The sequence below is a fragment of the Pseudomonas sp. CCOS 191 genome (assembly GCF_001007005.1).
Taxonomy (GTDB): Bacteria; Pseudomonadota; Gammaproteobacteria; order Pseudomonadales; family Pseudomonadaceae; genus Aquipseudomonas; species Aquipseudomonas soli.
Map to the genome: position 1 here is coordinate 1632730 of NZ_LN847264.1, position 24128 is coordinate 1656857.

18 protein-coding genes are annotated in these 24128 nt (G+C 62.1%); 16 read left to right on the top strand and 2 right to left on the bottom strand.

What is annotated here, in order from left to right:
* Window positions 1-64: 64 nt before the first annotated feature.
* On the bottom strand, window positions 65-814 hold the full coding sequence (gene flgA, locus CCOS191_RS07405) for a flagellar basal body P-ring formation chaperone FlgA (protein ID WP_046857707.1): 750 nt from the start codon (window positions 812-814) through the stop codon (window positions 65-67).
* 64 nt (window positions 815-878) lie between these two features.
* On the opposite strand from flgA, the gene CCOS191_RS07410 reads away from it, so the two are divergent.
* Complete coding sequence (locus CCOS191_RS07410) at window positions 879-1808, top strand: chemotaxis protein CheV (protein ID WP_046854640.1); 930 nt, start codon at window positions 879-881, stop codon at window positions 1806-1808.
* Between the two features lie 51 nt (window positions 1809-1859).
* Complete coding sequence (gene cheR, locus CCOS191_RS07415) at window positions 1860-2687, top strand: protein-glutamate O-methyltransferase CheR (protein WP_046854641.1); 828 nt, start codon at window positions 1860-1862, stop codon at window positions 2685-2687.
* A 71-nt stretch (window positions 2688-2758) separates the two neighbouring features.
* Here the strand turns inward: cheR and CCOS191_RS07420 are convergent, their stop codons facing one another.
* Window positions 2759-5365 (bottom strand): autotransporter family protein, encoded by a 2607-nt coding sequence (locus tag CCOS191_RS07420; RefSeq protein WP_231867475.1) that lies wholly within the window; start codon window positions 5363-5365, stop codon window positions 2759-2761.
* A 329-nt stretch (window positions 5366-5694) separates the two neighbouring features.
* Between CCOS191_RS07420 and flgB the strand changes: the two genes are divergently transcribed.
* From flgB to flgK, 14 genes are all read left to right on the top strand, one after another.
* On the top strand, window positions 5695-6102 hold the full coding sequence (gene flgB / locus CCOS191_RS07425) for a flagellar basal body rod protein FlgB (RefSeq protein WP_046854642.1): 408 nt from the start codon (window positions 5695-5697) through the stop codon (window positions 6100-6102).
* Between the two features lie 2 nt (window positions 6103-6104).
* The gene (gene flgC / locus CCOS191_RS07430; protein ID WP_046854643.1) at window positions 6105-6548 is read left to right on the top strand and encodes a flagellar basal body rod protein FlgC; all 444 of its coding nucleotides are present in this window, start codon (window positions 6105-6107) and stop codon (window positions 6546-6548) included.
* Window positions 6549-6563: 15 nt separating this feature from the next.
* Complete coding sequence (locus CCOS191_RS07435) at window positions 6564-7271, top strand: flagellar hook assembly protein FlgD (protein ID WP_046854644.1); 708 nt, start codon at window positions 6564-6566, stop codon at window positions 7269-7271.
* A 30-nt stretch (window positions 7272-7301) separates the two neighbouring features.
* Window positions 7302-8663 carry a flagellar hook protein FlgE gene (flgE, locus tag CCOS191_RS07440; RefSeq protein ID WP_046854645.1) on the top strand — a complete coding sequence of 454 codons (1362 nt, stop codon included), beginning with the start codon at window positions 7302-7304 and terminating at the stop codon, window positions 8661-8663.
* Window positions 8664-8735: 72 nt separating this feature from the next.
* Complete coding sequence (locus tag CCOS191_RS07445) at window positions 8736-8921, top strand: hypothetical protein (RefSeq protein WP_046854646.1); 186 nt, start codon at window positions 8736-8738, stop codon at window positions 8919-8921.
* 118 nt (window positions 8922-9039) lie between these two features.
* Window positions 9040-10770 (top strand): type I secretion system permease/ATPase, encoded by a 1731-nt coding sequence (locus tag CCOS191_RS07450; RefSeq protein ID WP_046854647.1) that lies wholly within the window; start codon window positions 9040-9042, stop codon window positions 10768-10770.
* A complete protein-coding gene (locus CCOS191_RS07455) occupies window positions 10770-12080 on the top strand; it encodes an HlyD family type I secretion periplasmic adaptor subunit (RefSeq protein WP_046857709.1) in 1311 nt (436 codons plus the stop codon). Before CCOS191_RS07450 ends, CCOS191_RS07455 begins: the two co-directional genes overlap by 1 nt.
* Window positions 12081-12143: 63 nt before the next feature.
* The gene (locus CCOS191_RS28515; RefSeq protein ID WP_082120368.1) at window positions 12144-17162 is read left to right on the top strand and encodes a beta strand repeat-containing protein; all 5019 of its coding nucleotides are present in this window, start codon (window positions 12144-12146) and stop codon (window positions 17160-17162) included.
* A gap of 216 nt (window positions 17163-17378) precedes the next feature.
* Entirely contained in the window at window positions 17379-18119 is a 741-nt protein-coding gene (gene flgF, locus CCOS191_RS07465; protein WP_046854648.1) for a flagellar basal-body rod protein FlgF, read from the top strand.
* A gap of 48 nt (window positions 18120-18167) precedes the next feature.
* A complete protein-coding gene (gene flgG, locus CCOS191_RS07470; RefSeq protein WP_046854649.1) occupies window positions 18168-18953 on the top strand; it encodes a flagellar basal-body rod protein FlgG in 786 nt (261 codons plus the stop codon).
* A 73-nt stretch (window positions 18954-19026) separates the two neighbouring features.
* Entirely contained in the window at window positions 19027-19722 is a 696-nt protein-coding gene (flgH, locus tag CCOS191_RS07475; RefSeq protein WP_046854650.1) for a flagellar basal body L-ring protein FlgH, read from the top strand.
* Between the two features lie 12 nt (window positions 19723-19734).
* Window positions 19735-20844, top strand: coding sequence for a flagellar basal body P-ring protein FlgI (locus CCOS191_RS07480; protein WP_046857711.1), 1110 nt, complete (start codon window positions 19735-19737; stop codon window positions 20842-20844).
* Between the two features lie 11 nt (window positions 20845-20855).
* On the top strand, window positions 20856-22055 hold the full coding sequence (gene flgJ, locus CCOS191_RS07485) for a flagellar assembly peptidoglycan hydrolase FlgJ (RefSeq protein WP_046854651.1): 1200 nt from the start codon (window positions 20856-20858) through the stop codon (window positions 22053-22055).
* A gap of 12 nt (window positions 22056-22067) precedes the next feature.
* On the top strand, window positions 22068-24116 hold the full coding sequence (gene flgK, locus CCOS191_RS07490; protein ID WP_046854652.1) for a flagellar hook-associated protein FlgK: 2049 nt from the start codon (window positions 22068-22070) through the stop codon (window positions 24114-24116).
* The last annotated feature ends 12 nt before the right edge of the window (window positions 24117-24128 follow it).

Genomic DNA, 24128 nt, shown 5'->3' on the forward strand with positions numbered 1-24128 from the left:
AGAGTTTAGGGGCCGAGGTTGCACACCGCCACCCTTCTGTCGAAATCCTGACGCAGGGTAGGTGTTACATGGCGACCTCGACTTGCCCGGCACCGGTTACCCGGGCCTTGATCACCCGTTTAGAATTGAGGTTGCGCACGCGGATCTGCGCTTGCATCCCGCCCTTGTCGAGGGCTTCGCCCGGCATGCGCACACTCAGGTTGCCACTGCGGGCGGTGATCACTACGTGGTCGCCTTTGCGCACCACTTCGGCCTGTTCCAGGTGCTGTTGGGTCAAGACCTGGTCAAGTACCGTGGGGCGCAGCAGTTTCATGCCCACGGCCTGCTCCAGCAGGGTCAGGTAGCCGGGGCCCAGGGTGCCTACATCGCGCTCGCGCAGGGCCACATCGCTTTCATCGATGACGCTTTCGCGTTTCAGTGGCCGGGTCATTACCACGACATCGCGCAGCAGGCGCACCTGGGCGGGCACGAATACGGTCCAGGGAGCGGCACCGTCGCAACGCACCCTCACTGTTACCCGGCCCAGCGGGGTCGAGCCTTCCAGTGAGGCATCCAACTGTTGGCTGCACAGCGGCATGCGCAGGCGCGGGTCTAGTTTGTTGACTTCGATCTCGTAGCGGCCCTGAGTCTGGGTGGTGGCCAGATAATCTTCGACGGTGAATTCAAGAAAGCCTTGAGTGACACCGATAAGCTGTTCAGGCAAGGTAAAAGAGTCCGCCAGCGTACGCGCGCCGGGTGCTACCAGGCACAGCACAGCCAGGGGGCCGGTCAGCAGGCGCGTCAGTCGTCGGAAAAATGTCGTTTTCGTATGCATGACGCTCAAAAAAGCAAAGCCCGTGCCGACTTGCTGCACAGGGTAATCGTTGAAGGAGTCCGGCATGGCTGGAGTGATGGATTCGGTCAATCAGCGTACACAGCTGGTGGGGCAGAATCGCCTGGAGCTGCTGTTGTTTCGCCTCAATGGCGACCAGCTCTACGGCATCAATGTTTTCAAGGTCCGGGAAGTGCTGCAGTGCCCCGACCTGACGCTGCTGCCCAAATCCCATCCGGTGGTGCGCGGCGTGGCCAACATACGCGGGGCGACGATCCCGATCCTCGACCTGTCGATGGCGACCGGTCTGCCAGGGCTGAAGGAAGAAACACGCAAGAGTTTCGTCATCATCACCGAGTACAACACCAAGACCCAGGGCTTCCTGGTGCACTCGGTCGAACGCATCGTCAACATGAACTGGGAAGAGATCCATCCGCCACCCAAGGGTACCGGGCGCGATCACTACCTGACTGCCGTGACGCGTGTCGACAACCGCATGGTCGAGATCATCGATGTGGAGAAGGTGCTGGCCGAGGTGGCGCCATCCTCCGAGTCGGTGTCGGAAGGTGTGATCGATGCCGAGGTACAGGACAAGGCGGTGATGCTGCGGGTATTGACCGTCGATGATTCGTCGGTGGCGCGCAAGCAGGTGAGTCGATGCCTGCAGACCGTGGGGGTCGAGGTGGTGGCGCTCAACGATGGTCGTCAGGCCCTGGATTACCTGCGCAAGCTGGTGGATGAGGGCAAGCGTCCGGAGGAGGAGTTCCTCATGATGATCTCGGATATTGAAATGCCGGAAATGGACGGCTATACCCTCACGGCGGAGATCCGCAGCGATCCGCGCATGCAAAAACTGCACATCTGCCTGCATACTTCGTTGTCCGGAGTATTCAACCAGGCGATGGTCAAGAAGGTCGGTGCCGATGACTTCCTGGCCAAGTTCAGGCCGGATGACCTCGCCCAGCGCGTGGTCGATCGGATCAAGGCGAGTCATTGAAACGGCCGGGGTTCGCCCCCGGCGCTAGCGATTTAAGAAGAGGCGGCAGCATTGTCTACGGGTAATTTGGATTTCGAACAGTTCCGGGTATTCCTGGAGAAAGCCTGTGGCATCCTGCTGGGCGAGAATAAGCAATACCTGGTCTCCAGCCGTCTCAACAAGCTGATGGAGCAACAGGGCATCAAGTCGCTGGGCGAGCTGGTGCAGCGCATCCAGACCCAGCCACGCGGTGGCTTGCGCGAGCAGGTGGTCGATGCCATGACCACCAACGAGACGCTGTGGTTTCGCGATACCTACCCGTTCGAGGTGCTCAAGAACAAGGTGATTCCGGAGTTCATCAAGAACAACCCGGGCCAGCGCCTGCGCATCTGGTCGGCGGCCTGTTCATCGGGGCAGGAGCCGTACTCGCTGTCGATGGCCATCGACGAGTTCGAGCGGACCAACCTGGGCCAGTTGAAGATGGGCGCGCAGATCGTCGCCACCGACCTGTCCGGTGCCATGCTCAACAACTGCAAGACCGGTGAGTACGACAGCCTGGCCATTGCCCGTGGCCTGTCGCAGGAGCGCCTGCAGCGCTACTTCGACACCAAGGGGCCGGGGCGCTGGGCGATCAAGCCGCCGATCCGCAGTCGCGTCGAGTTCCGTTCCTACAACCTGCTCGACAGCTATGCGCCGCTGGGCAAGTTCGACATCGTGTTCTGCCGCAACGTGCTGATCTACTTCTCGGCCCAGGTCAAGAAGGACATCCTCATGCGTATTCACGCCACGCTCAAGCCCGGGGGATACCTGTTCCTCGGGGCGTCCGAGGCGCTCAACGGGCTGCCGGACCACTACCAGATGGTCCAGTGCAGCCCGGGGATCATCTACCAGGCCAAATGAGGCTCGACAAAAAGGCCGGTATCGCGAGATACCGGCCTTTTTGTTGGTGGTGCGAAAAGCGCTGCCTGCGATCAGAACGCGTAGCGCACCTGCGCCGAAAACACATCGGCATCGAAGCCCGACTTGGTCACGTAGTCGTAGCTCACGCCGACGCTCACGGCGCCCAGCTTGTAGTCGGCACCCACGCCGGCCTCATAGCTGTTGCGCGACACGCTGGCGCCACGGGTGACGAACGGTGTGCTGCCGAGTACGAAAGAGGAGGAGTTCTGCACCGGGTCGGCGGCAAAGTCGTGGTAGGCCATCAGCTTCAACTGCGGCTCCAGACTGCCGGCGCCCAGCGGCAGGTTGCCAGCCAGGCGAATACCCGCGCCCAGCTCGATGGCTTCGTAGCGCTGGTCCTTGACCTTGAGCGCGGCGGACGAGCCTTTCTCGCGGTAGCTGTCGATATCGACGCGGCTGTAGCGCGCGGCGAGACGGGGTTCGACCAGCAGGCGCGGATTGACCTGCCAGCCGTAGCCGCCGATCAGGTTCAGCCCCAGCAGGTTGCTATCGTAGTCCGACTTGGCGCGGCTGCCGGCGATCTCGCGCTTGCCTTCGTTGTCGTTGACGCCATAGGTGAGGCTGGCATCGACGAAGTAGTTGTCCAGGGCGTAGCTGCCATACAGCGAAAACGCATGGCTTTGCACCTGGGTCTTGTTGCCGCGCCTGCCGTTGACGTCGGTATCGATGAAGCTGTAGGCCGCGCCGAGTGTGAGCTGGTCGTTCACCTGTCCATCGGCGCCGACCGCCACGCCACGGCTGTAGGCGTTATAGCCGGCAATGCCGTCGCGTTGTTGCTGGCTGGCGTCGCTGTACAACGACTGCATCCATACCCCGGACGTGCGGGGTGAAGCGCTGGCGGTGTGGGCGCGCAAGCTGTGGGTGCGGCCGTCAATGGCGTTGCCGATCAGGCGCTGGCTGGTGATGGCGGCCTGTCGGGCGCCATCGCTGACCTCGGGTGCCAGCTGTTCGGCGAGCCTGGCCAGTTGCGCCTCGTCGGCGCTGGCGGCGGCGAGGAACAACGGGTCCTGATTGCCCAGGCGTGCCAGCAGGCCTGCCTGGGAGAGGCTGCCCAATGCCTGTTGTGCGTTGCCGTTACCGCCCTGGGCGGCGACGATCTGGTCGAGTGCCTCGGTGGGCTTGGTGCTGACGACGGCGTAGACCTTGTTGTCTTCGAGGGTGCTGGTCAGTACGTCGAGCATGGCCGAGGTGCTGGCCACCTTGGGCTTGCCGTTCGGGTCGACCTGAAGGCCGCCGGCATCGAGTACCTGCACCTGGCCGGCCTCGAGCAACAGGTAGCGGCTGCCGCCGGCCTGGAAGTCGGTGTCCTCGGGTTCCAGCAGGATTCGTGCGTTCTGGCCGAATTCGGCGATGCCGCTGACCTTGAGCACAGCGGTGGATGGGTCGGTGCTGGCTGCCAGCCACATGCCCAGCGCCGAGTTGTCGGCTACCCGCAGGTTGCCATCGAGGGTGGCGTGGAGGCTCTGCAGGCTGAACGTGGTTGGCGGCTCGCTGCTGTCGCCGACGTCGAGCCAGCCGTTGTTCGCCAGACGGATGCTGTTGCTGCCGCGCCCGCCATAGGCAACCCCGTAGGTGCTGTCACCTTCGACTTCGATGTTGGCCAGGCCAAGGAGGTCGCCTTGGATCATGCTGCCTTTGCGCATGATCAACTCGACAGGGCGATTGCTGCCGGTGGCGTCGATGGCGACGTTGCCCCAGATCTCGCCGCTGTTGAAGATGTTCAGGTCGCCGTTGGCTTTCTGCCAGGGCGGCACGCCTGGGCCATCAAGGGTGGTGTTGCCAATGCGGATGGCGGTGTCGGCCGCTACGATCCTGCCACTGTTGTCGATGTGGCGCCCTAGGCTGTCGAAGAGGCTCGCGCCATCCAGCACGATGCCTTGCGCGCCTTGGTCGCCGGCGAAGATCTGCCCCTGGTTGTCGATGCCGGCCAGCACCGCCGGCCGGTTGCTGGCGTCCGTCGTGGCGTGGATGGCGATGGCGCCGGGGCCTGTCGCGCTGATCTCGCCACGGTTGACCACTCGCTCTTCCAGGTTCGCGCCGGCCAGGTTTATGGCGCGCGAGTTGCGGCCGATGGCGATGATGCGGGCGCCTGCGGCGTTGACCAGGTTGCCGTGGATGCGGCTGATAGAGCTGCCGGAACTGGACAGGTCGATGCCGTAGGTGGGGCCGCCATTGTTGTACGAGAAGCTGGTGCCGGCCTTGAGCAGGCCTTCGTTGGTGAGGTCGTCGTCGACGGTGCTGGCGCTCAGGCGCAAGGCGGCGCCGTCCAGGCTGGTGGTGATCACGTTGCCGCGGTTGGTCAGGAAGCCGCTGAGGTCGGTGTCGGTAATGCGAATGCCGTCGCTGCGATGGACCATGTCCACGGCAATCGTGGTGTTGTCGTTGATGGCGCTGCCCAGGGTCAGGTTGCCCATTACCTGGCTGTTCGCCAGAACGATCGCATCCTGTCCCAGACCGGTGAAGCTTCCGCTGAACTCAAGGTCGTCGGCGTAGGATTGGTGATCGCCCTTGTAGCCGGCATCGGTGAGGGCGATGGTCTGGGGCAGGGCCATTGCGGGAGCAGGGCTGGCGCCGATCAGAAGGGCCAGGAGGGTCTTGCGTAGGTTCAGCGGTGGCACGGTTTCTTTCCTTTGAAATCGTAATGAAAGCAGCGCGCATCCATGCGGGCGAAAACCGTACGTGCGTGTGGTGATGCGCGGGACGCGGATGCTACCTGATTGGTGGCCAATTGACATGTTTGTTTGACGTCAATTTTTTGGTTTGCCGCTTTTGCCGCCTGCCGATTGCCGCCTGGGTAGCTCAAGGCGGAAGCACATTGCCGCTTTTCTGGCATAAGGTGCGGTATGAAACAGGCAAAACCCCCGTACTCATGGGGTTCAAGATGGTTGGCACAGGGCTTGCTAAAGCCATAGCAAACGAACTCTGGTCACCTTCAAAGGTCCCCGACATGAGCATCAGCTTCGACAAGGCACTTGGCATTCACGAAAAGGCACTGGGCTTTCGCGCCCAGCGTGCCGAAGTACTGGCCAACAACATCGCCAACGCCGACACGCCCAACTACAAGGCGCGTGACATGGACTTCTCGTCCGTGCTCGCTGCCGAGTCCGACAAGCAGCAGAAGGGACGCATCGCCCTGGAGCGTACCGACAGCCGTCATATCGAGGCCGAAGGCCTGGCCATGATGGACGATACGCTCAAGTACCGCACGCCGATGCAGCCGTCGATCGACCAGAACACCGTGGACGCGCACCTGGAACAATCGAACTACGCGGAAAACGCCGTTGGTTTCCAGGCCAGCTTCACCCTGCTCAACAGTAAATTCAAAGGGCTGGTATCGGCCCTGCGTGGAGAGTGACCATGTCTCTTGCCAGTGTCTTCAATATTGCCGGTAGCGGCATGAGCGCGCAGAACACGCGCCTGAACACCGTCGCGTCGAACATCGCCAACGCCGAGACCGTGTCGTCGAGCATCGACCAGACCTATCGTGCGCGCCACCCGGTATTCGCCACCACCTTCCAGCAGGCCCAGGCCGGCGCCGGCCAATCGCTGTTCGAAGACCAGGGCCAGGCCGGGCAGGGGGTCGAGGTCAAGGGCATCATCGAGGATCAGAGCAATCTCGAAGCCCGCTACGAGCCAAGCCACCCGGCGGCGAACAAAGATGGCTATGTCTATTACCCGAACGTCAACGTGGTTGAAGAGATGGCTGACATGATCTCTGCCAGCCGCGCGTTCCAGACCAACGCCGAACTGATGAACACCGCCAAGACCATGATGCAGAAAGTACTGACCCTGGGTCAGTGATAAGGAATCCGGACCATGGCAGTGACCAACACCAACAATGGCGTGAACCTGAACGACGTACTCAACGCGTCCGGGGTCAGCACCGGTACCAAGAAAACCACCACCACCGAGCCCGTTGACAAGAACGCGCTGGGCAAGGATGCGTTCCTCAAGCTGCTGGTTACCCAGATGCAGCACCAGAACCCGCTGGATCCGCAGGATAACGGCGAGTTCATTGCCCAGCTGGCCCAGTTCAGCAGCCTGGAAGGTATCCAGACCCTGAACAGCTCGGTCAACAATATCATTGGCGGCATAGCGTCGAGTCAGGCGCTGCAGGCCACCACGCTGGTGGGGCGTTCGGTGATCCTGGAAACCGACAAGGCGATGGTCGACACCACCGAAAGCTTCACCGGTCAAGTTGTCGTGCCGCAGAACATCACCGACGGCAAGGTCGAGATCAAGGACAAGGACGGCAAGGTGGTCAAGACCATCAGTCTGGGCGAACAGGCCAAAGGCACCGCCGACTTCATCTGGGACGGCACCAACGACAAGGGTGAGAAGGTCGACCCTGGCCAGTACACATTCACCGCCACCACGACGGTCGATGGCAAGGCGCAGACCATGTACACCCTGCTGCCGGCGAAGATCACCAGCGTCAGCTTCCAGGGCGGTAGCGAGATGATGCTCACCTTGGCAGGCGGCCAGAAGATCGGCGTCTCGAAAGTACAATCTATTGGAATCTAAGGCCGCTAGATCGGCAGAAGGAGTGAATGCATGTCTTTCAATATCGGCCTTAGCGGTCTTTACGCAGCCAACAAGCAACTGGACGTTACCGGCAACAACATTGCCAACGTCAACACCGTCGGCTTCAAGTCGTCGCGTGCCGAGTTCGCCGACGTTTATGCAGGCTCCAACCGCCTGGGCGTGGGCAAGAACCAGGTCGGCAACGGCGTGCGCCTGGCTGCGGTTTCCCAGCAGTTCGGCCAGGGTGACGTCAACAACACCGGCAACGTGCTGGACATGGGTATCCAGGGGCAGGGCTACTTCGTGCTGTCCGACAACGGCTCGATGACCTATACCCGTGCCGGTGCATTCCAGACCAACAAAGACGGCTATGTGGTGACCTCGGACGGCCTGAACCTTCAAGGCTATGGCACCGATGCCAATGGCAAGATCGTCAAGGGTGTGCTGACCGACCTGCGCATCGACACCTCGGCGCTGGCGCCCAAGGCCACCTTCAAGATCGACCAGGGCATCAACCTGAACTCGTCGGCAATCGATATTCCGCTGGAAGTCGAGGTCAGCCCAGGCCCGCCTCCAGTGATGGGGCCGAACAAGCCGTTCGATCCGACCGACCAGGCCACCTACACCAAATCGTTCCCTACCAAGATTTTCGACAGCCAGGGTAACGAGCATGTCATGGAGCAGTATTACCGCAAGACCGACAAGAACGAGTGGGTCATGTACACCCTGGTCGACGGCCGCAACCCGATGGACCCATCCAGCACCGAGCCGCTGACCGGCACCATGTCGTTCAATCCCGATGGCACGGTCAAGTCGATGGCGACGGACAACACCACTGTTCCGACAAGCGATTGGAGCGTGGTGGATAACACCTTCACCCTCAAGGGCTGGGTTCCTGCCGTCAAGAACGCCGCAGGCGACTGGGTTTCCAACGGCTCCGAGGGTAACGCTGATGGCATGCAGCTGTCGATGAGGAGCACCACCTCCTTCAATACTGAAACCGCTCGCATGTCGCAGTCCCAGGATGGCTATGCCACCGGTATCCTGTCGAACCTGTCGATCGACTCCACCGGTGTCATGTTCGCCAGCTTCAGCAACCAGCAGTCCCGCGCCATCGGCCAGGTGGCAATCGCCAGCTTCGCTAACGAGCAGGGCCTGCAGCAGACTGGCGGCACCCGCTGGAAGGAAACCTTCTCCTCGGGCATTCCAGGTATCGACGCGCCGAAAACCGGTACGTTGGGCGAGATCGAGTCCAACTCGCTGGAAGCCTCCAACGTCAACCTGACCCAGGAGCTGGTCGAGCTGATCAAGGCCCAGAGCTACTACCAGGCCAACGCCAAGACCATCTCCACCGAAAGCACCATCATGCAGACCATCATCCAGATGACTTGATGGCCACTGGCTGATTGCTTGTCAACGAACCCCTTTGCGAGAAGGGGGTCGTCGTTTTCATGGAGAGTTCTCATGAAAAAACTGCTGGCTGCCGCCGTCGCGGCGTTCTGCCTGCTTCAGGCGCAAGCCGCGATGGCTCCCTGGTGGCGCTGGGAAAGCCAGGCCGATGGGCACTTGGTGTGCTCGCAATTGTCACCCGGCGATGGCTGGAAACGCTTTGCCGGGCCCTTTGACAATGCGGCCTGCAGGTCGCTTTGACCTAAGGCAAAAAATGATGGCTTGAAGCCATCGATTGGCGGATTTTCTTCAGGTATGATCCGCGCCATCTCACTCGTTCGAGTGTGTGGCAAGCGTCTTTTTCCAAGGATCGGAACTCTTGAAAAGCAGTAAGGATACTGGTGCCAACGTGCTGCCGGCAGCGCTTGGCGTGGCCTTGAAAAAAGGCCTGATCGGCGCGGCCCTGTTCTCTGGCGTGATCAACCTGCTGGCGTTGATCGGCCCCTTGTTCATGCTCGAAGTCTATGATCGGGTCATCCCCAGCCGTAGCCTGCCCACCTTGGTGGCGCTGGGGTTGCTGGTGGCAGGTGTGTACCTGGTTTTTGCCGTGGTCGACATTATCCGTTCGCGGGTCATGTCGCGGATCGCTGCGGCGGTGGAGGGCGCGCTTTCCGGCCAGGTGTTCAAAGTCATCGCCGGCACTCCGCTGAAGATCGTGCTCGACCAGGACCCGCTCAAGCCCGCCCAGGAGCTTGAGCAGATCCGTGCCTTTATTTCTGGCCCCGGGCTCATGGCGTTCTTCGACCTGCCATGGATGCCGGTGTACCTTGCGGTCAGTTTCTATATCCATCCGTCCCTGGGCTGGTTGGCGCTATGCATGATTGCGCTGATGGTGCTGCTTACCTGGCTCACCGACCGTGGCACCCGCCAGGCCATGCGCGACGGCGTGGCACTTGCCAGTCAGCGCAGCCGCCTGGGGCAGCAAGCCCATGCCGGGGCCGAAGTACTTGCCGCGATGGGCATGACCGATCGTGCCGCAGCGCGCTGGCAAGTCCTGCAGGGACGTTATGCAACCTTGCAACGGCATGGCGCCGATGTCGGCGGATTCTATGGTGGCATCACCAAGGCCTTGCGCCAGTTGGTGCAATCGGCGTCTCTCGGTGTGGGTGCCTGGCTGGTTATCCAGGGTGATCTCAGCGGCGGGGCCATTGTCGCCGCCTCGATCATCGTTGCCCGTACCCTGGCCCCGGCCGAGCAGATCATCGGCACTTGGCGCAGCCTGGTATCCGCGCGGCTGGCCTGGCAGCAGTTGCGGGTGGTGCTGGAGATCTTTCCGGAGCAACCTGAAAGGACCCCGCTCCCCAAGGCCTGCAGCCAGTTGCGGGTGACAGACCTGTGCATTGCGCCTCCGGGAGTGCAACGTCTGGTTGTTCAGGGGGTGGGTTTCAGCCTGGCCGCCGGGAGCGCTTTGGCGGTGATCGGCCCCAGTGCCTCGGGCAAGTCGTCGCTGGCACGAGCGTTGGTGGGCGCCTGGCCGGCGATCCGCGGCCAGATCTGCCTGGATGGTGCGGCGCTGGAACTTTGGCCGGATGCGCAGCGCTCGGCATTGACCGGCTACCTGCCGCAGAGCGTCGACCTGTTCGAGGCCAGTGTGGGCCAGAACATCGCGCGCCTGGACCCGCAGGCCGATGCGGCAGCGGTTATCGCGGCAGCGCGCCAGGCCGGCGTGCATGAAATGATCCTGCAACTGCCGCAAGGCTACGACACGCCAGTCGGCGAGGGTGGCGTCAATCTGTCGGCAGGACAGCGGCAACGCATCGGCCTGGCCCGGGCCTTGTATGGCGAGCCGTTCCTGGTGGTGCTCGACGAGCCCAACGCCAACCTCGATGCCGAAGGCGAGCGCGCGTTGGCCAGGGCGATCGAAGGAGTGAAGGCGCGGGGTGGAGTGGTGGTGGCCATAGCCCACCGTTCCGGCCTGTTGGCGGTGATGGACCAGGTGCTGGTGCTGGAGCAGGGCGCACAGGCGGCGTTCGGCCCGCGTGACAAGGTACTGGCACGGCCGGTGGCAATTGCCGATCCGCGAGCGGCAAAGGGAGGGGGGCAAGCATGATGCGCATCGATGATGAGCAGCAGCTGGTGCGATCGCTGCGTTGGCACTTGAGGGTTGGTCTCGGGGTCGTGGTGGTGTTGCTGGGTGGCGCGCTGCTGTGGTCGGCTGCCACTGAGTTGGCCAGCGCTGTGATCGCGCCGGGGACAGTGGCGGTGCAGGACAGTGTGAAGAAGGTCCAGCACCCCACTGGCGGTGTGGTCGCGCAGTTGCTGGTCAGCGAAGGGCAGTCGGTGCAGGCCGGCGATGTGCTGATGCGCCTGGATGCTACCTTGCAGGAGGCTAGCCACGCCATTGTCGCCAAGGCCCTGGACCAGGCCCTGGCGCGCCAGGCACGGCTCGAGGCCGAACGTGATGGCCTGGCGCAGGTGGACGTCCCGCCACGCCTGCTTGCGCGTGCAAGCGAGGCCCAGGTGCAGGCGGTGTTGGCCAGCGAGCGGCAATTGTTCGCCGACCGCCGCCAGTCCCGCGACGGCCAGAAACAGCAGTTGCGCGAGCGCATCGAGCAACTGACCCAGACCATTGCCGGCCACGACCTGCAGCAGCGTACCAAGGGCGAGGAGATTCGCCTGATCGACGAGGAATACCAGGCCGTCAGGACCTTGCAGAAAAAAGGCCTGATGACCCTCGATCGGGTCAACGCCCTGGCGCGCGGTATTGCTCGCCTGCAGGGGGAGCGTGGCCAGTTGGTCGCAGCCATCGCCGAGGCCCGGGCACGTATCGCGGAAACCCGTCTCGAGCTGCTGCAGGTTGACCAGCGTTTCCGTGAGCAGGTCTCGCAGGAGCTGCGCGACCTCATGGCCCAGCAGGGCGAATGGGTCGAGCGCGAAGTCGCCGCCGCCGACCAGCTCAAGCGCATCGAGGTGCTGGCGCCCAGTGCCGGTCGCGTTCAGCAATTAGCGGTGCATACGGTAGGTGGGGTGATTTCGCCAGCCGAAACCTTGATGCAAATCGTGCCGCTGGATGAGGAACTGCTGGTGGAGGCGCGCATCAGCCCGCAGGACATCGACCAGGTCGTGCTCGGCCAGGATGCCTTGCTGCGTTTCAGTGCGTTCAACCGTGCCACCACCCCTGAAGTGCTCGGGCGTGTGGTGCGCCTTTCCGCCGACCTGGTAACCGACCCGCAGAGCGGTCTCGGTTTCTATCGAGCCGGCATTCATATCGACAAGGCCGAGCAGCGCAAGCTCGACGGCCTCACGCTGGTGCCGGGCATGCCGGTGGAATCTATGATCCAGACGGGTCGTCGCACCGTGCTGTCCTATCTGCTCAAGCCAGTAGGCGACCATGCGCAACGGGCATTCAGGGAAGGGTGAGCGCCATCGAAGGATTGGCGTCAGCACACGGACGTTCAACATTGAAGCAAGGAAGGAGTTGCGATGGCTGTTATACAAGGAACCGCAGGGGCCGATAATTTGGTCGGTACGGCTGCGGACGACCAGATCTATGGACGTGCTGGCAATGATGTGATCGATGGCGGGGCAGGTAACGATACCCTGTTCGGCGGCGATGGCGCTGATCGCCTGATCGGTGGCGCGGGGATCGACACTGCGTCCTATGCTGACTCGAACATTGGTGTCACCCTCAACTTCAAGACCGGCGTGCATACCGGTTTTGCCGCTGGTGACACCTTCGAAGGCATCGAAGTGTTCCGTGGCTCGGCTGCGGCCGACCGCTTCGTCAGCGATGCCGCCGCACACACCTTCGAAGGTGGCGGCGGGCTCGATACCCTGGATTACTCCGGCTCCGCCACGGCGATCACCATCAACGTCGATACCGCGGGGCGTGGCACGGGCGTGGGTGGCGATGCCCAGGGTGATGTATTCACTGGCATTTCCGCCGTGCTCGGCTCGGCGTTCAACGACACCTTCACCAGCTATGGCACCGGCACCTTCCAAGGTGGCGCGGGTGATGATGTGTATTATCTGCACGGCAACGCCGGTGTATCGGAGCTGGCCGGTGGCGGTTATGACGAGGTGCGCACCACCCTGACCACCTACCGCCTGGGTAACGAGGTCGAGGCCTTGACCTACCTCGGCACCGCCGCCTTCACCGGCTATGGCAATGCCAGTGCCAACGTCATTACCGGTGGTTCAGGTAACGACTTGCTGCTCGGTGGCGCGGGCGGTGACCGCTTCGTCGGTGGGGCCGGTGTCGATACCGTTTCCTACGCCGACACCAATACCGGCATCACCCTGAACTTCAAGACCGGCGAGCACACCGGTATCGCTGCCGGTGATACCTTCGAAGGCATCGAAGTGTTCCGTGGCTCGGTTGCGGCCGACCGCTTCGTCAGCGATGCCGCCGCGCACACCTTCGAAGGTGGCGGCGGGCTCGATACCCTGGATTACTCCGGCTCCGCCACGGCGATCACCATCAACGTCGATACCGCGGGGCGTGGCACGGGCGTGGGTGGCGATGCCCAGGGTGATGTATTCACCGGCATTTCCGCCGTGCTCGGCTCGGCGTTCAACGACACCTTCACCAGCTATGGCACCGGCACCTTCCAAGGTGGCGCGGGTGATGATGTGTATTATCTGCACGGCAACGCCGGTGTATCGGAGCTGGCCGGTGGCGGTTATGACGAGGTGCGCACCACCCTGACCACCTACCGCCTGGGGAACGAGGTCGAGGCCTTGACCTACCTCGGCACCGCCGCCTTCACCGGCTATGGCAATGCCAGTGCCAACGTCATTACCGGTGGTTCAGGTAACGACTTGCTGCTCGGTGGCGCAGGCGGTGACCGCTTCGTCGGCGGGGCCGGTGTCGATACCGTTTCCTACGCCGACACCAATACCGGCATCACCCTGAACTTCAAGACCGGCGAGCACACCGGTATCGCTGCCGGTGATACCTTCGAAGGCATCGAAGTGTTCCGTGGTTCGGTTGCGGCCGACCGCTTCGTCAGCGATGCCGCCGCGCACACCTTCGAAGGTGGCGGCGGCCTCGATACCCTGGATTACTCCGGCTCCGCCACGGCGATCACCATCAACGTCGATACCGCGGGGCGTGGCACGGGCGTGGGTGGCGATGCCCAGGGTGATGTATTCACTGGCATTTCCGCCGTGCTCGGCTCGGCGTTCAACGACACCTTCACCAGCTATGGCACCGGCACCTTCCAAGGTGGCGCGGGTGATGATGTGTATTATCTGCACGGCAACGCCGGTGTATCGGAGCTGGCCGGTGGCGGTTATGACGAGGTGCGCACCACCCTGACCACCTACCGCCTGGGTAACGAGGTCGAGGCCTTGACCTACCTCGGCACCGCCGCCTTCACCGGCTATGGCAATGCCAGTGCCAACGTCATTACCGGTGGTTCAGGTAACGACTTGCTGCTCGGTGGCGCGGGCGGTGACCGCTTCGTCGGTGGGGCCGGTGTCGATACCGTTTCCTACGCCGACACCAATACCGGCATCACCCTGAACTTCAAGACCGGCGAGCACACCGGTATCGCTGCCGGTGATACCTTCGAAGGCATCGAAGTGTTCCGTGGTTCGGTTGCGGCCGACCGCTTCGTCAGCGATGCCGCCGCGCACACCTTCGAAGGTGGTGGCGGGCTCGATACCCTGGATTACTCCGGCTCCGCCACGGCGATCACCATCAACGTCGATACCGCGGGGCGTGGCACGGGCGTGGGTGGCGATGCCCAGGGTGATGTATTCACCGGCATTTCCGCCGTGCTCGGCTCGGCGTTCAACGACACCTTCACCAGCTATGGCACTGGCACCTTCCAAGGTGGCGCGGGTGATGATGTGTATTATCTGCACGGCAACGCCGGTGTATCGGAGCTGGCCGGTGGCGGTTATGACGAGGTGCGCACCACCCTGACCACCTACCGTCTGACCAGCGAGGTCGAGGCGCTGACCTACCTGGGTACCAGCAATTTCACCGGCTATGGCAATGCCAGCGACAACGTCATCACTGGCGGTATCGCCAACGACCTGCTGTTCGGCGGTGCTGGCGCGGACCGGTTCGTTGGTGGTGCGGGTACCGACACGGTGTCCTACGGCGATGCTGTTGGCAGTACTGGCGTGACGCTGAACTTCAAGACCGGGGTGCACGAAGGTATCGCTGCCGGCGACACCTTCGACGGCATCGAAGTGTTCCGTGGCTCGGCTGCGGCCGACCGCTTCGTCAGCGATGCCGCCGCGCACACCTTCGAAGGTGGCGGCGGGCTCGATACCCTGGATTACTCCGGCTCCGCCACGGCAATCACCATCAATGTCGATGCCGCGAACCGTGGCACGGGCGTGGGAGGCGATGCCCAGGGTGATGTGTTCACCGGTATGTCGTTCGTGGTTGGTTCTGGGTTGAATGACACCTTCACCAGTTACGGCTCGACCACGTTCCTGGGTGGGGCGGGGGACGATGTGTACTACCTCTACGGCAACTCCGTGGTATCGGAGCTGGCCGGTGGCGGTTATGACGAGGTGCGTACCACCCTGACCAATCACCGGCTGGGCAACGAGGTCGAGGCGCTGACCTATCTGGGGACCAGCAGCTTTACCGGCTACGGTAACGCCAGCGACAACGTCATCACTGGCGGTATCGCCAACGACCTGCTGTTCGGCGGTGCTGGCGCAGACCGGTTCGTCGGTGGTGCGGGTACCGACACGGTGTCCTACGGCGATGCTGTCGGCAGTACTGGCGTGACGCTGAACTTCAAGACGGGTGTGCATGGAGGTATTGCGGCTGGCGACACCTTTGACAGCATCGAAGTGTTCCGTGGCTCTGCTTCTGCCGATGTGTTCGTCAGTGACACCACCGCGCATGTCTTCGAAGGTGGTGGCGGTGCCGATACCTTGGACTACTCGACTTCCGATCAGGCGATTACCATCACCGTCGACACCTCTGGTCGTGGTACCGGTGTCGGTGGAGATGCCGAGGGTGACGTGTTCACGGGTTTCACTACCGTCATCGGGTCCAGCTTCGACGATACCTTCACCACTTCGGCGGCAACGACGAGTCTCGCTGGCGGCGCCGGCAATGATGTGTACTACCTGTACAACAATACCTTGGTGGCCGAGATGGCAGGGGGCGGCTATGACGAAGTGCGTACCACCCTGAACAACTATCGCATGACCAACGAGGTCGAGGCGCTGACCTACCTGGGTACTGCCAACTTCATTGCCTACGACAGTGCCAGCGACAACACCATCACTGGTGGTGTCGGCAACGACATGTTCTATGCCGGTGCCGGTGGTGCCGATCGCTTCATCGGTGGCGGCGGTACCGACAGCGTTTCCTACGCCAACAGCAACGAAGGTGTGACCCTCAACTTCAAGACCGGTGTGCACGGTGGGGTGGCGGCTGGCGATACCTTCGACAGCATCGAGAAGTTCTATGGTTCCAATCGGGATGACGTGTTCGTTGCCAATGACGAGGTCAATGTGTTCGATGCCGCAGCCGGCGTCGATTTGCTGACGTTCGCCTCGGAGGGGGCAGGCATCGTACTGGACCTCAACAACACAGGGGTGGATACCTACCTGAACTTCGAAATCTTCGAGGGTTCGGGCTTCAATGACACCTTGATCGGCAGCGGTGCCAACGAGAACTTCATCGGCGGTGCCGGCGCCGACACCATCAACGGTGGTGCGGGCAAGGACTTCGCCTGGTACGTCAACAGTTCGGCGGGGGTGTCGGTCAACCTTGCGACCGGCGCAACCTCCGGCGGCGACGCCGAAGGCGATGTGCTGACCGGTATCGAAGGCCTGGCAGGCTCAGCCTACGATGACGTGCTCAATGGTGACGCCGGTTCGAACACCATCTTCGGTGCCGAGGGCAGTGACATCATCAATGGTGGGGCTGGCAACGACTTCCTCTATGGTGATGGCATCTACTACGGTGATTTCGGGGTGTTCGCGCGTGCCGAGAGCAAGACTGTCACACAGGCCGACATCATCAATGGTGGTGATGGCGATGACACCATCTATGGCGGTGGCAATGACCTTGGCGCTGTCCTGCACGGCGATGCGGGCAACGACACCATCCAGACTGCTCGCGGCACTGCCTACGGTGATGATGGCAATGACAACCTGGCCGGCAACGGCGTCGGCTACAAGCTGTACGGCGGGGCTGGCGCGGATCAGCTGAAGATGTACGCCTCCGGCTTCGCCGATGGCGGTGAAGGGGGGGATACCTACACCGTTGATTCCTGGGCGCAAGTGACTATCCAGGACACCGGTGCTGCTGGCGTCGACAAAGTCATCCTGAAGAAGTTCGAGGCGTTCAGCGACGTTGTCCTCAGCCGCCTGGGCGACGATGCGTTCCTGTTCACCAAGGCCAGTTGGGAAACCGGCAAGCTCGACTCAGGGGTCAAGCTGACTGACTGGTACGCCGGCTCGAACACCATCGAGTCGTTCCAGACCAACAATGGAGACACTTTCACCATTACCTGACAGACAAGTGTCGCCACGTAGCGTCGAGGGCGGCCAGCCCTTGCCGCTGCCGGCTACCCGCCGCCGAGATTTTGTCTCGCGCGCGCCGGGCGTTTCAGCAAAGGCCCCGTAAACCGGGGTCTTTGCCGTTTCTGTGGTAGTTGGCGCGAAACTTGCTCGACGCTTGCCACAGCCACGGCGACCGGCAAGCGATCGCCCGTGCAGCGGAGGATGACTGTGGACAAGATGCTTTACGTGGCCATGACCGGCGCCAGCCAGAACGCACTGGCGCAGAAGGCCCATGCCAACAACCTGGCGAACGTTTCCACCAACGGTTTCCAGCGCGACCTGGAGCAGGCGCGCTCGATGCCGGTGTTCGGTGACAGCTTTCCGGCGCGTGCTTTCGCCATGAGCGAGCGCCCGGCCACCGACTTCAGTGCCGGCCCGTTGGTCGAAACCGGTCGTGAACTGGATGTGGCGGTCACCGGTGATGGTTTCATTGCCGTGCAGGCGCCCGACGGCAGCGAAGCGTATGTGCGTACCGGCAGCCTGAACATTGACGCGCTCGGCGTGCTGCGGGCCGGCAATGGCATGGCGGTCATCGGCAACGGCGGCCCGATCGCCATTCCGCCGGAGCAGAAGGTCGAGGTCGGTGACGACGGCACCATCAGCATCCGCGCCATGGGCGAAGACCCGCGGGTAATGGCCGAAGTGGACCGCATCAAGCTGGTCAACCCGGACACCAAGGGCATGACCAAGGGGCTGGATGGTCTGATCCATACCGCCAGCGGCCAACCCGCAGACGCCGATGTGAATGTGCGTGTGGTGTCGGGTTTCCTCGAGGGCAGCAACGTCAATGCCGTCGGCGAGATGACCTCGATGCTGGCGCTGTCCCGTCAATTCGAACTGCACGTCAAGATGATGAGCGCGGCCAAGGAAGGCGACGAAGCCATGGCGCGTGTTTTGCAAATCGGCTAATCACATTTGAACGAGTGCCGTAAAACAGGCGCACGAGGAGAACACTAAATGCTTCCGGCTCTTTGGGTCGCTAAAACCGGCCTGTCCGCCCAGGACACCAACCTGACGGTCATCTCCAACAACCTGGCCAACGTTTCGACCACCGGCTTCAAGCGTGATCGTGCCGAGTTCCAGGACCTGCTGTACCAGATCAAACGCCAGCCTGGCGCGCAGTCCACCCAGGACAGCGAGCTGCCTTCGGGCCTGCAGGTCGGTACCGGTGTGCGCGTGGTCGGCACCCAGAAGAACTTCCAGACTGGCGGGTTGCAGAACACCGAGAACCCGCTGGACATGGCGATCAATGGCCGCGGTTTCTTCCAGGTGCTCCAGCCTGATGGCACCGTGTCGTACACCCGTGACGGCACCTTCCACCTGAACTCCGATGGCCAGGTGGTCACCGCCAACGGCTTCGCCCTGGAACCTGCCATTGTCGTGCCGCCGGATGCCCAGACCTTCACCGTGGGCCAGGACGGTACCGTGTCGATCACCACCCAGGGCAACCCGGCTGCGCAGATCATCGGTAACATCCAGACCGCCGACTTCATCAACCCGGCCGGCCTGCAGGCCATGGGCAACAACCTGTTCCTCGAAACCGCCGCCAGCGGTGCGCCACAGGTCGGTACCCCGGGGCTGAACGGCTTCGGTCTCACGTTGCAGCAGACCCTGGAAAACTCCAACGTCAGCACGGTCGAGGAGATGGTGAACATGATCACCACCCAGCGCGCCTACGAGATGAACTCCAAGGTCATCTCCGCTGCAGACAAGATGCTGTCGTTCGTCACTCAGCAACTGTAAGTCCTGGCGGCCCAGCTACTTCGGGCCGCCGATAAACCGCACGCTGCTACAGCGCCTGCCAGAGGTAAGAGTCATGTATCGTCTGTTGTCCGTTTTCGCCCTGGGGGGGGCGGTGTTGCTGGCTGGTTGCGTCGCACCGACGCCCAAGCCCAACGACCCGTACTACGCGCCGGTTCTGCCGCGCACCCCGCTGCCGGCAGCGGCCAATAACGGCTCGATCTACCAGGCCGGTTTCGAACAAGGCTTGTATACCGATCGCAAGGCGTTCCGGGTGGGTGACATCATCACCATCACCCTCAACGAGCGTACCTCGGCGAGCAAGAACGCAGGTTCCCAGATCCAGAAGAACAGCAAGGCCAATATTGGCCTCACCTCGCTGTTCGGTACCGTGCCCAATACCAACAACCCGCTGGGCAGCGGGGACCTCAGCCTTGACGCAGGCTACAGCGGCGATCGCAGCACCAAGGGCGACAGCAAGGCCACCCAGGGCAACACGCTCACCGGTTCGATCACCGTTACCGTGGCCGAAGTACTCCCCAACGGCATCATTGCCGTGCGTGGCGAAAAATGGATGACCCTGAACACCGGCGAAGAGCTGGTGCGCATTGCCGGCCTGGTACGTGCCGATGACATCGCCACCGACAACACCGTGCCGTCCACCCGTGTGGCCGATGCGCGCATCACCTATTCGGGCACCGGCTCCTTCGCCGATGCCAGCCAGCCCGGTTGGCTGGACCGTTTCTTCATCAGCCCGCTCTGGCCCTTTTGAGTACGGATGACCATGTTCAACGCTAGGCGGTTGATTGCCGCGACACTCCTTCTGTCCTGCGCGTTCGGCGCTCACGCCGAGCGCTTGAAAGACATCGCCAGCATTTCCGGCGTGCGTGCCAACCAGTTGATCGGCTACGGCCTGGTGGTCGGCTTGAATGGCACCGGTGACCAGACGACGCAAACACCGTTCACCCTGCAGACGTTCAACAACATGCTGTCGCAGTTCGGCATCAAGGTGCCGCCTGGGTCTGGCAACGTGCAGCTGAAAAACGTGGCGGCGGTATCGGTGCATGCCGACCTGCCGGCCTTCGCCAAGCCTGGCCAGGTGGTCGACATTACCGTGTCATCGATCGGTAACTCCAAGAGCCTGCGTGGCGGTAGCCTGTTGATGACCCCGCTCAAGGGGATTGATGGCAATGTCTACGCCATCGCCCAGGGCAACCTGGTTGTAGGCGGTTTCGATGCCGAGGGGCGTGACGGCTCGAAGATCACCGTCAATGTTCCGTCGGCTGGCCGCATCCCGGGTGGTGCGTCCGTCGAGCGTGCCGTACCCAGCGGTTTCAACCAGGGCAACAGCCTTACCCTCAACCTCAACCGTCCAGACTTCACCACGGCCAAGCGTATCGTCGACAAGGTCAATGAGCTGCTCGGCCCTGGCGTGGCCCAGGCCCTTGATGGCGGTTCGGTACGGGTGACCGCGCCCATGGACCCAAGCCAGCGCGTCGATTACCTGTCGATCCTGGAGAACCTCGAAATCGATCCGGGCCAGGCAGTGGCCAAGGTCATCATCAATTCGCGTACCGGTACTATCGTCATCGGCCAGAACGTCAAGGTTTCGCCGGCGGCCGTCACCCACGGCAGCCTGACCGTGACCATCACCGAAGACCCTATCGTCAGCCAGCCGGGGCCATTCTCCAATGGCCAGACTGCGGTCGTACCGCGCTCACGGGTCAATGCCCAGCAGGAAGCCAAGCCGATGTTCAAGTTCGGCCCCGGTACCACGCTGGATGAAATCGTCCGTGCAGTGAACCAGGTGGGGGCGGCGCCAGGCGACCTGATGGCGATCCTCGAAGCCCTGAAACAGGCCGGCGCATTGCAAGCCGACCTGATCGTGATCTAAGGGGGCGTCTGATGAATCCAAAAACTCAGGTGTCCAGCCAGATCGACAGCGGCGCCTACACCGACCTCAATCGCCTGAGCGCGCTCAAGCATGGTGATCGGGATAGCGAGGGCAATGTTCGCAAGGTAGCCCAGGAATTCGAGTCGATGTTCATCAGCGAGCTGCTCAAGGCATCGCGCAAGGCCACCGATGTCATGGCCGATGAAGACAGCCCGATGAACAGCGACACGGTCAAGCAGTACCGAGACATGTACGACCAGCAGCTGGCTGTGAGCATGTCCCGCGAGGGTGGCGGTATTGGCCTGCAGGACGTGCTGGTGCGCCAGTTGTCCAAGAACAAGGCCGCTTCTGTGAACACCAGCCCGTTCCCACGTATCGAAGGGCATGCCCCGGCGTTGTGGGCGTCGAAAGTCGCCGCGCCAGTGCATGCCGAGGCAGGCGCGGGTGTGCGCAATGACGTGGCCGCGCTCAATTCGCGGCGCCTGGCACTGCCGGGCAAGCTCACCGATCGTCTGCTGGCCGGCATCGTCCCGTCCGCCGGCAGCCCGGCCACAGCGACCAACACGGCGGCGTTGCCGCGCCGTGGCGACATCCCGGTCGGTGGCGTTGCAACTGGCGACTGGGAACCGGCCAGGGCGTTCGCGGCCCCGAGCGGCAACCTGCAGATTCTGGGTCGGGCGGTAGCCCAGCCCCCGCTGGCGCCGAAAAAGGCGTTCGCAGACAGCGACGCCTTCGTCGAGACCATGCTGCCGATGGCCGAGCAGGCCGCCAAGCGCATTGGCATCGACCCACGTTACCTCGTGGCGCAGGCTGCGCTGGAAACTGGCTGGGGCAAATCGGTCATGCGCAATGCCGATGGCAGCAGCAGCCACAACCTGTTCGGCATCAAGGCTACTGGCAGTTGGCAGGGTGGTGAGGCGCGTGCGATCACCAGCGAGTTCCGCAATGGCGCGTTCGTCAAGGAGACCGCTGCGTTCCGTTCCTACAACAGCTATCAGGAAAGTTTCCATGACCTGGTAACTTTGCTGCAGAGCAATTCACGCTATCAAGATGCCGTGAACGCCGCCGATAAACCAGAACAGTTTGTGCGAGAGCTGCAAAAGGCCGGTTATGCCACCGACCCCAATTACGCCAGCAAGATCTCGCAGATCGCTAAGCAGATGAAGTCGGAGCAGAGCTACGCAATGCTCGGGACCAGTACACAACTTTAAGGGCACAAAATCATGGCGAGTTTAATCAATATCGGTATGTCGGGGTTGGGCGCTGCCCAGGCCGGTATGTTCGTTCTGGGTAACAACATCGCCAATGCCGATGTCGAAAGTTACTCTCGCCAGCAAATGGTGCAAAAGACCAAGGGTGCCCAGCAGGTTGGTCAGGTGTTCATGGGTACCGGTACCACCCTGGCCGATGTACGGCGGGTGTACAACTCCTTCATCGAGAACCAGTTGCGTACCACCACGTCGCTCGCCAACGACGCCAACACGTACCTTAATCAGATCGGCCCGCTCAATACTGCCCTGTCCGGCGCCGACACCGGTATCACTGCCGCGCTCAAAAGTTTCTTCAGTGCCATGCAAGATGCCTCGGCCAAGCCTACCGAAGATGCATCGCGCCAGTTGCTGCTGACCAGTGCGCAGTCACTTGCCAAGCGATTCAACTCCCTGTCCGCGCAGTTCACCCAACAGAACGACAACATCAACGGCAATCTGGCGTCGATGTCCGAGCAGGTGAACAACATCACCAAGACCATTGCCGATCTCAACCAGCAGATCGCCAAGCTCGGTGCTGTCAATGGTCAGCCCAATGACTTGCTTGACCAGCGTGATGGCGCCGTGCGTGAGCTGAACAAGCTGATTGGCGTGGATGTGGTCGAGCGTGAGGGTAGCTACGACATCTACTTGAAAAACGGCCAGTCTCTGGTGCTGGGCAACACCACCCAGACACTGGGTGTAGAGGCTGCACCGACTGACCCGACGCGCATGAACCTGGTGCTCAACCGCGGTTCGACCAAGATGGACATCACCGACAGCGCCACGGGCGGTGAGATCGGTGGCCTGTTGCGCTATCGCAAGGATACCCTCGACCCTGCGCTCAACGAGCTGGGCCGTGTGGCGCTGGTGGTCGCCGATGCGATCAATAGCCAGCTGGCACAGGGTATCGACAAGAATGGCCAGTTCGGTTCGACCCTGTTCGGCGATATCAACAGCGCAGCGGCCGTTGCCGGGCGCAGTATCCCCAAGCTGGGCAACAGTGCCGGCTCCGGCAACCTCGATGTGCACATCAAGGACAGCGGCAAGCTCACCACCAACGATTATCAGGTCGTATTCACCAGCGCCACCGAGTACTCCGTGCGCCGGTTGCCCGACAACACCGACATGGGCAGCTTCGACATCACGGCCGACCCACCTCCGGTGATCGACGGTTTCACCCTCAACCTCAATGGCGGTGCCCCGGTTGCTGGCGACAGCTTCAAGATCACCCCGACCCGCAACGCGGCAGCCAGCATGGAAACCGTGCTGACCGACCCGAGCCGCCTGGCCATGGCCAGCCCGCTGACCGCCACCAGTGGTTCCGGCAACAAGGGCACCGGTGAGATCACCCAGCCCACGCTGACGTCCATGCTGGACATCTACGATGCCAAGCAGCGCGCGGACATGCAGGCGGGACTGAAGTATTCGACCCCGGTCAAGCTGGTGTTTGGTGACGATTCCGTATCGCCTCAGGCGTACACCATGTACGACTCCAAAGGTAACCCGCTTGGCAGCGGTACGGTTATCCCCGGCCAGGAAAACAAGCTGCAGCTGTCTGTGCCGATGGTCGATGGCAACGGCAACCCGATCAACGATGCAAGCGGCACCCAGATGAACTTCACGTTCGAGATGAAAATCTCTGGTGCACCGAAGAGTGGCGACAACTACACCGTATCGCTGACCAAGGCCGGTTCTGCAGACAACCGCAATGCGCAGTCGGTGATCGACCTGCAAACCAAACCCACGGTCAATACTGGCGATGGCAGCAAGGGCATCAGCTTCACCGATGCGTACGCCAAGCTGGTGTCCAACGTGGGCGGCAAGACCAACCAGGCAACGATGGACAGCGACGCCACCATGGCCCTGCATGGTTCCGCGTTGACCAGCCGCAACACCACCTCGGGCGTGTCGGTGGACGAAGAGGTCGGCAACCTGGTCAAGTTCCAGCAGTACTACACCGCGTCGTCGCAAATCATCAAGGCGGCCCAGGAAACTTTCGCAACCTTGATCAACAGCCTTTAAGGAGCCGTAGGC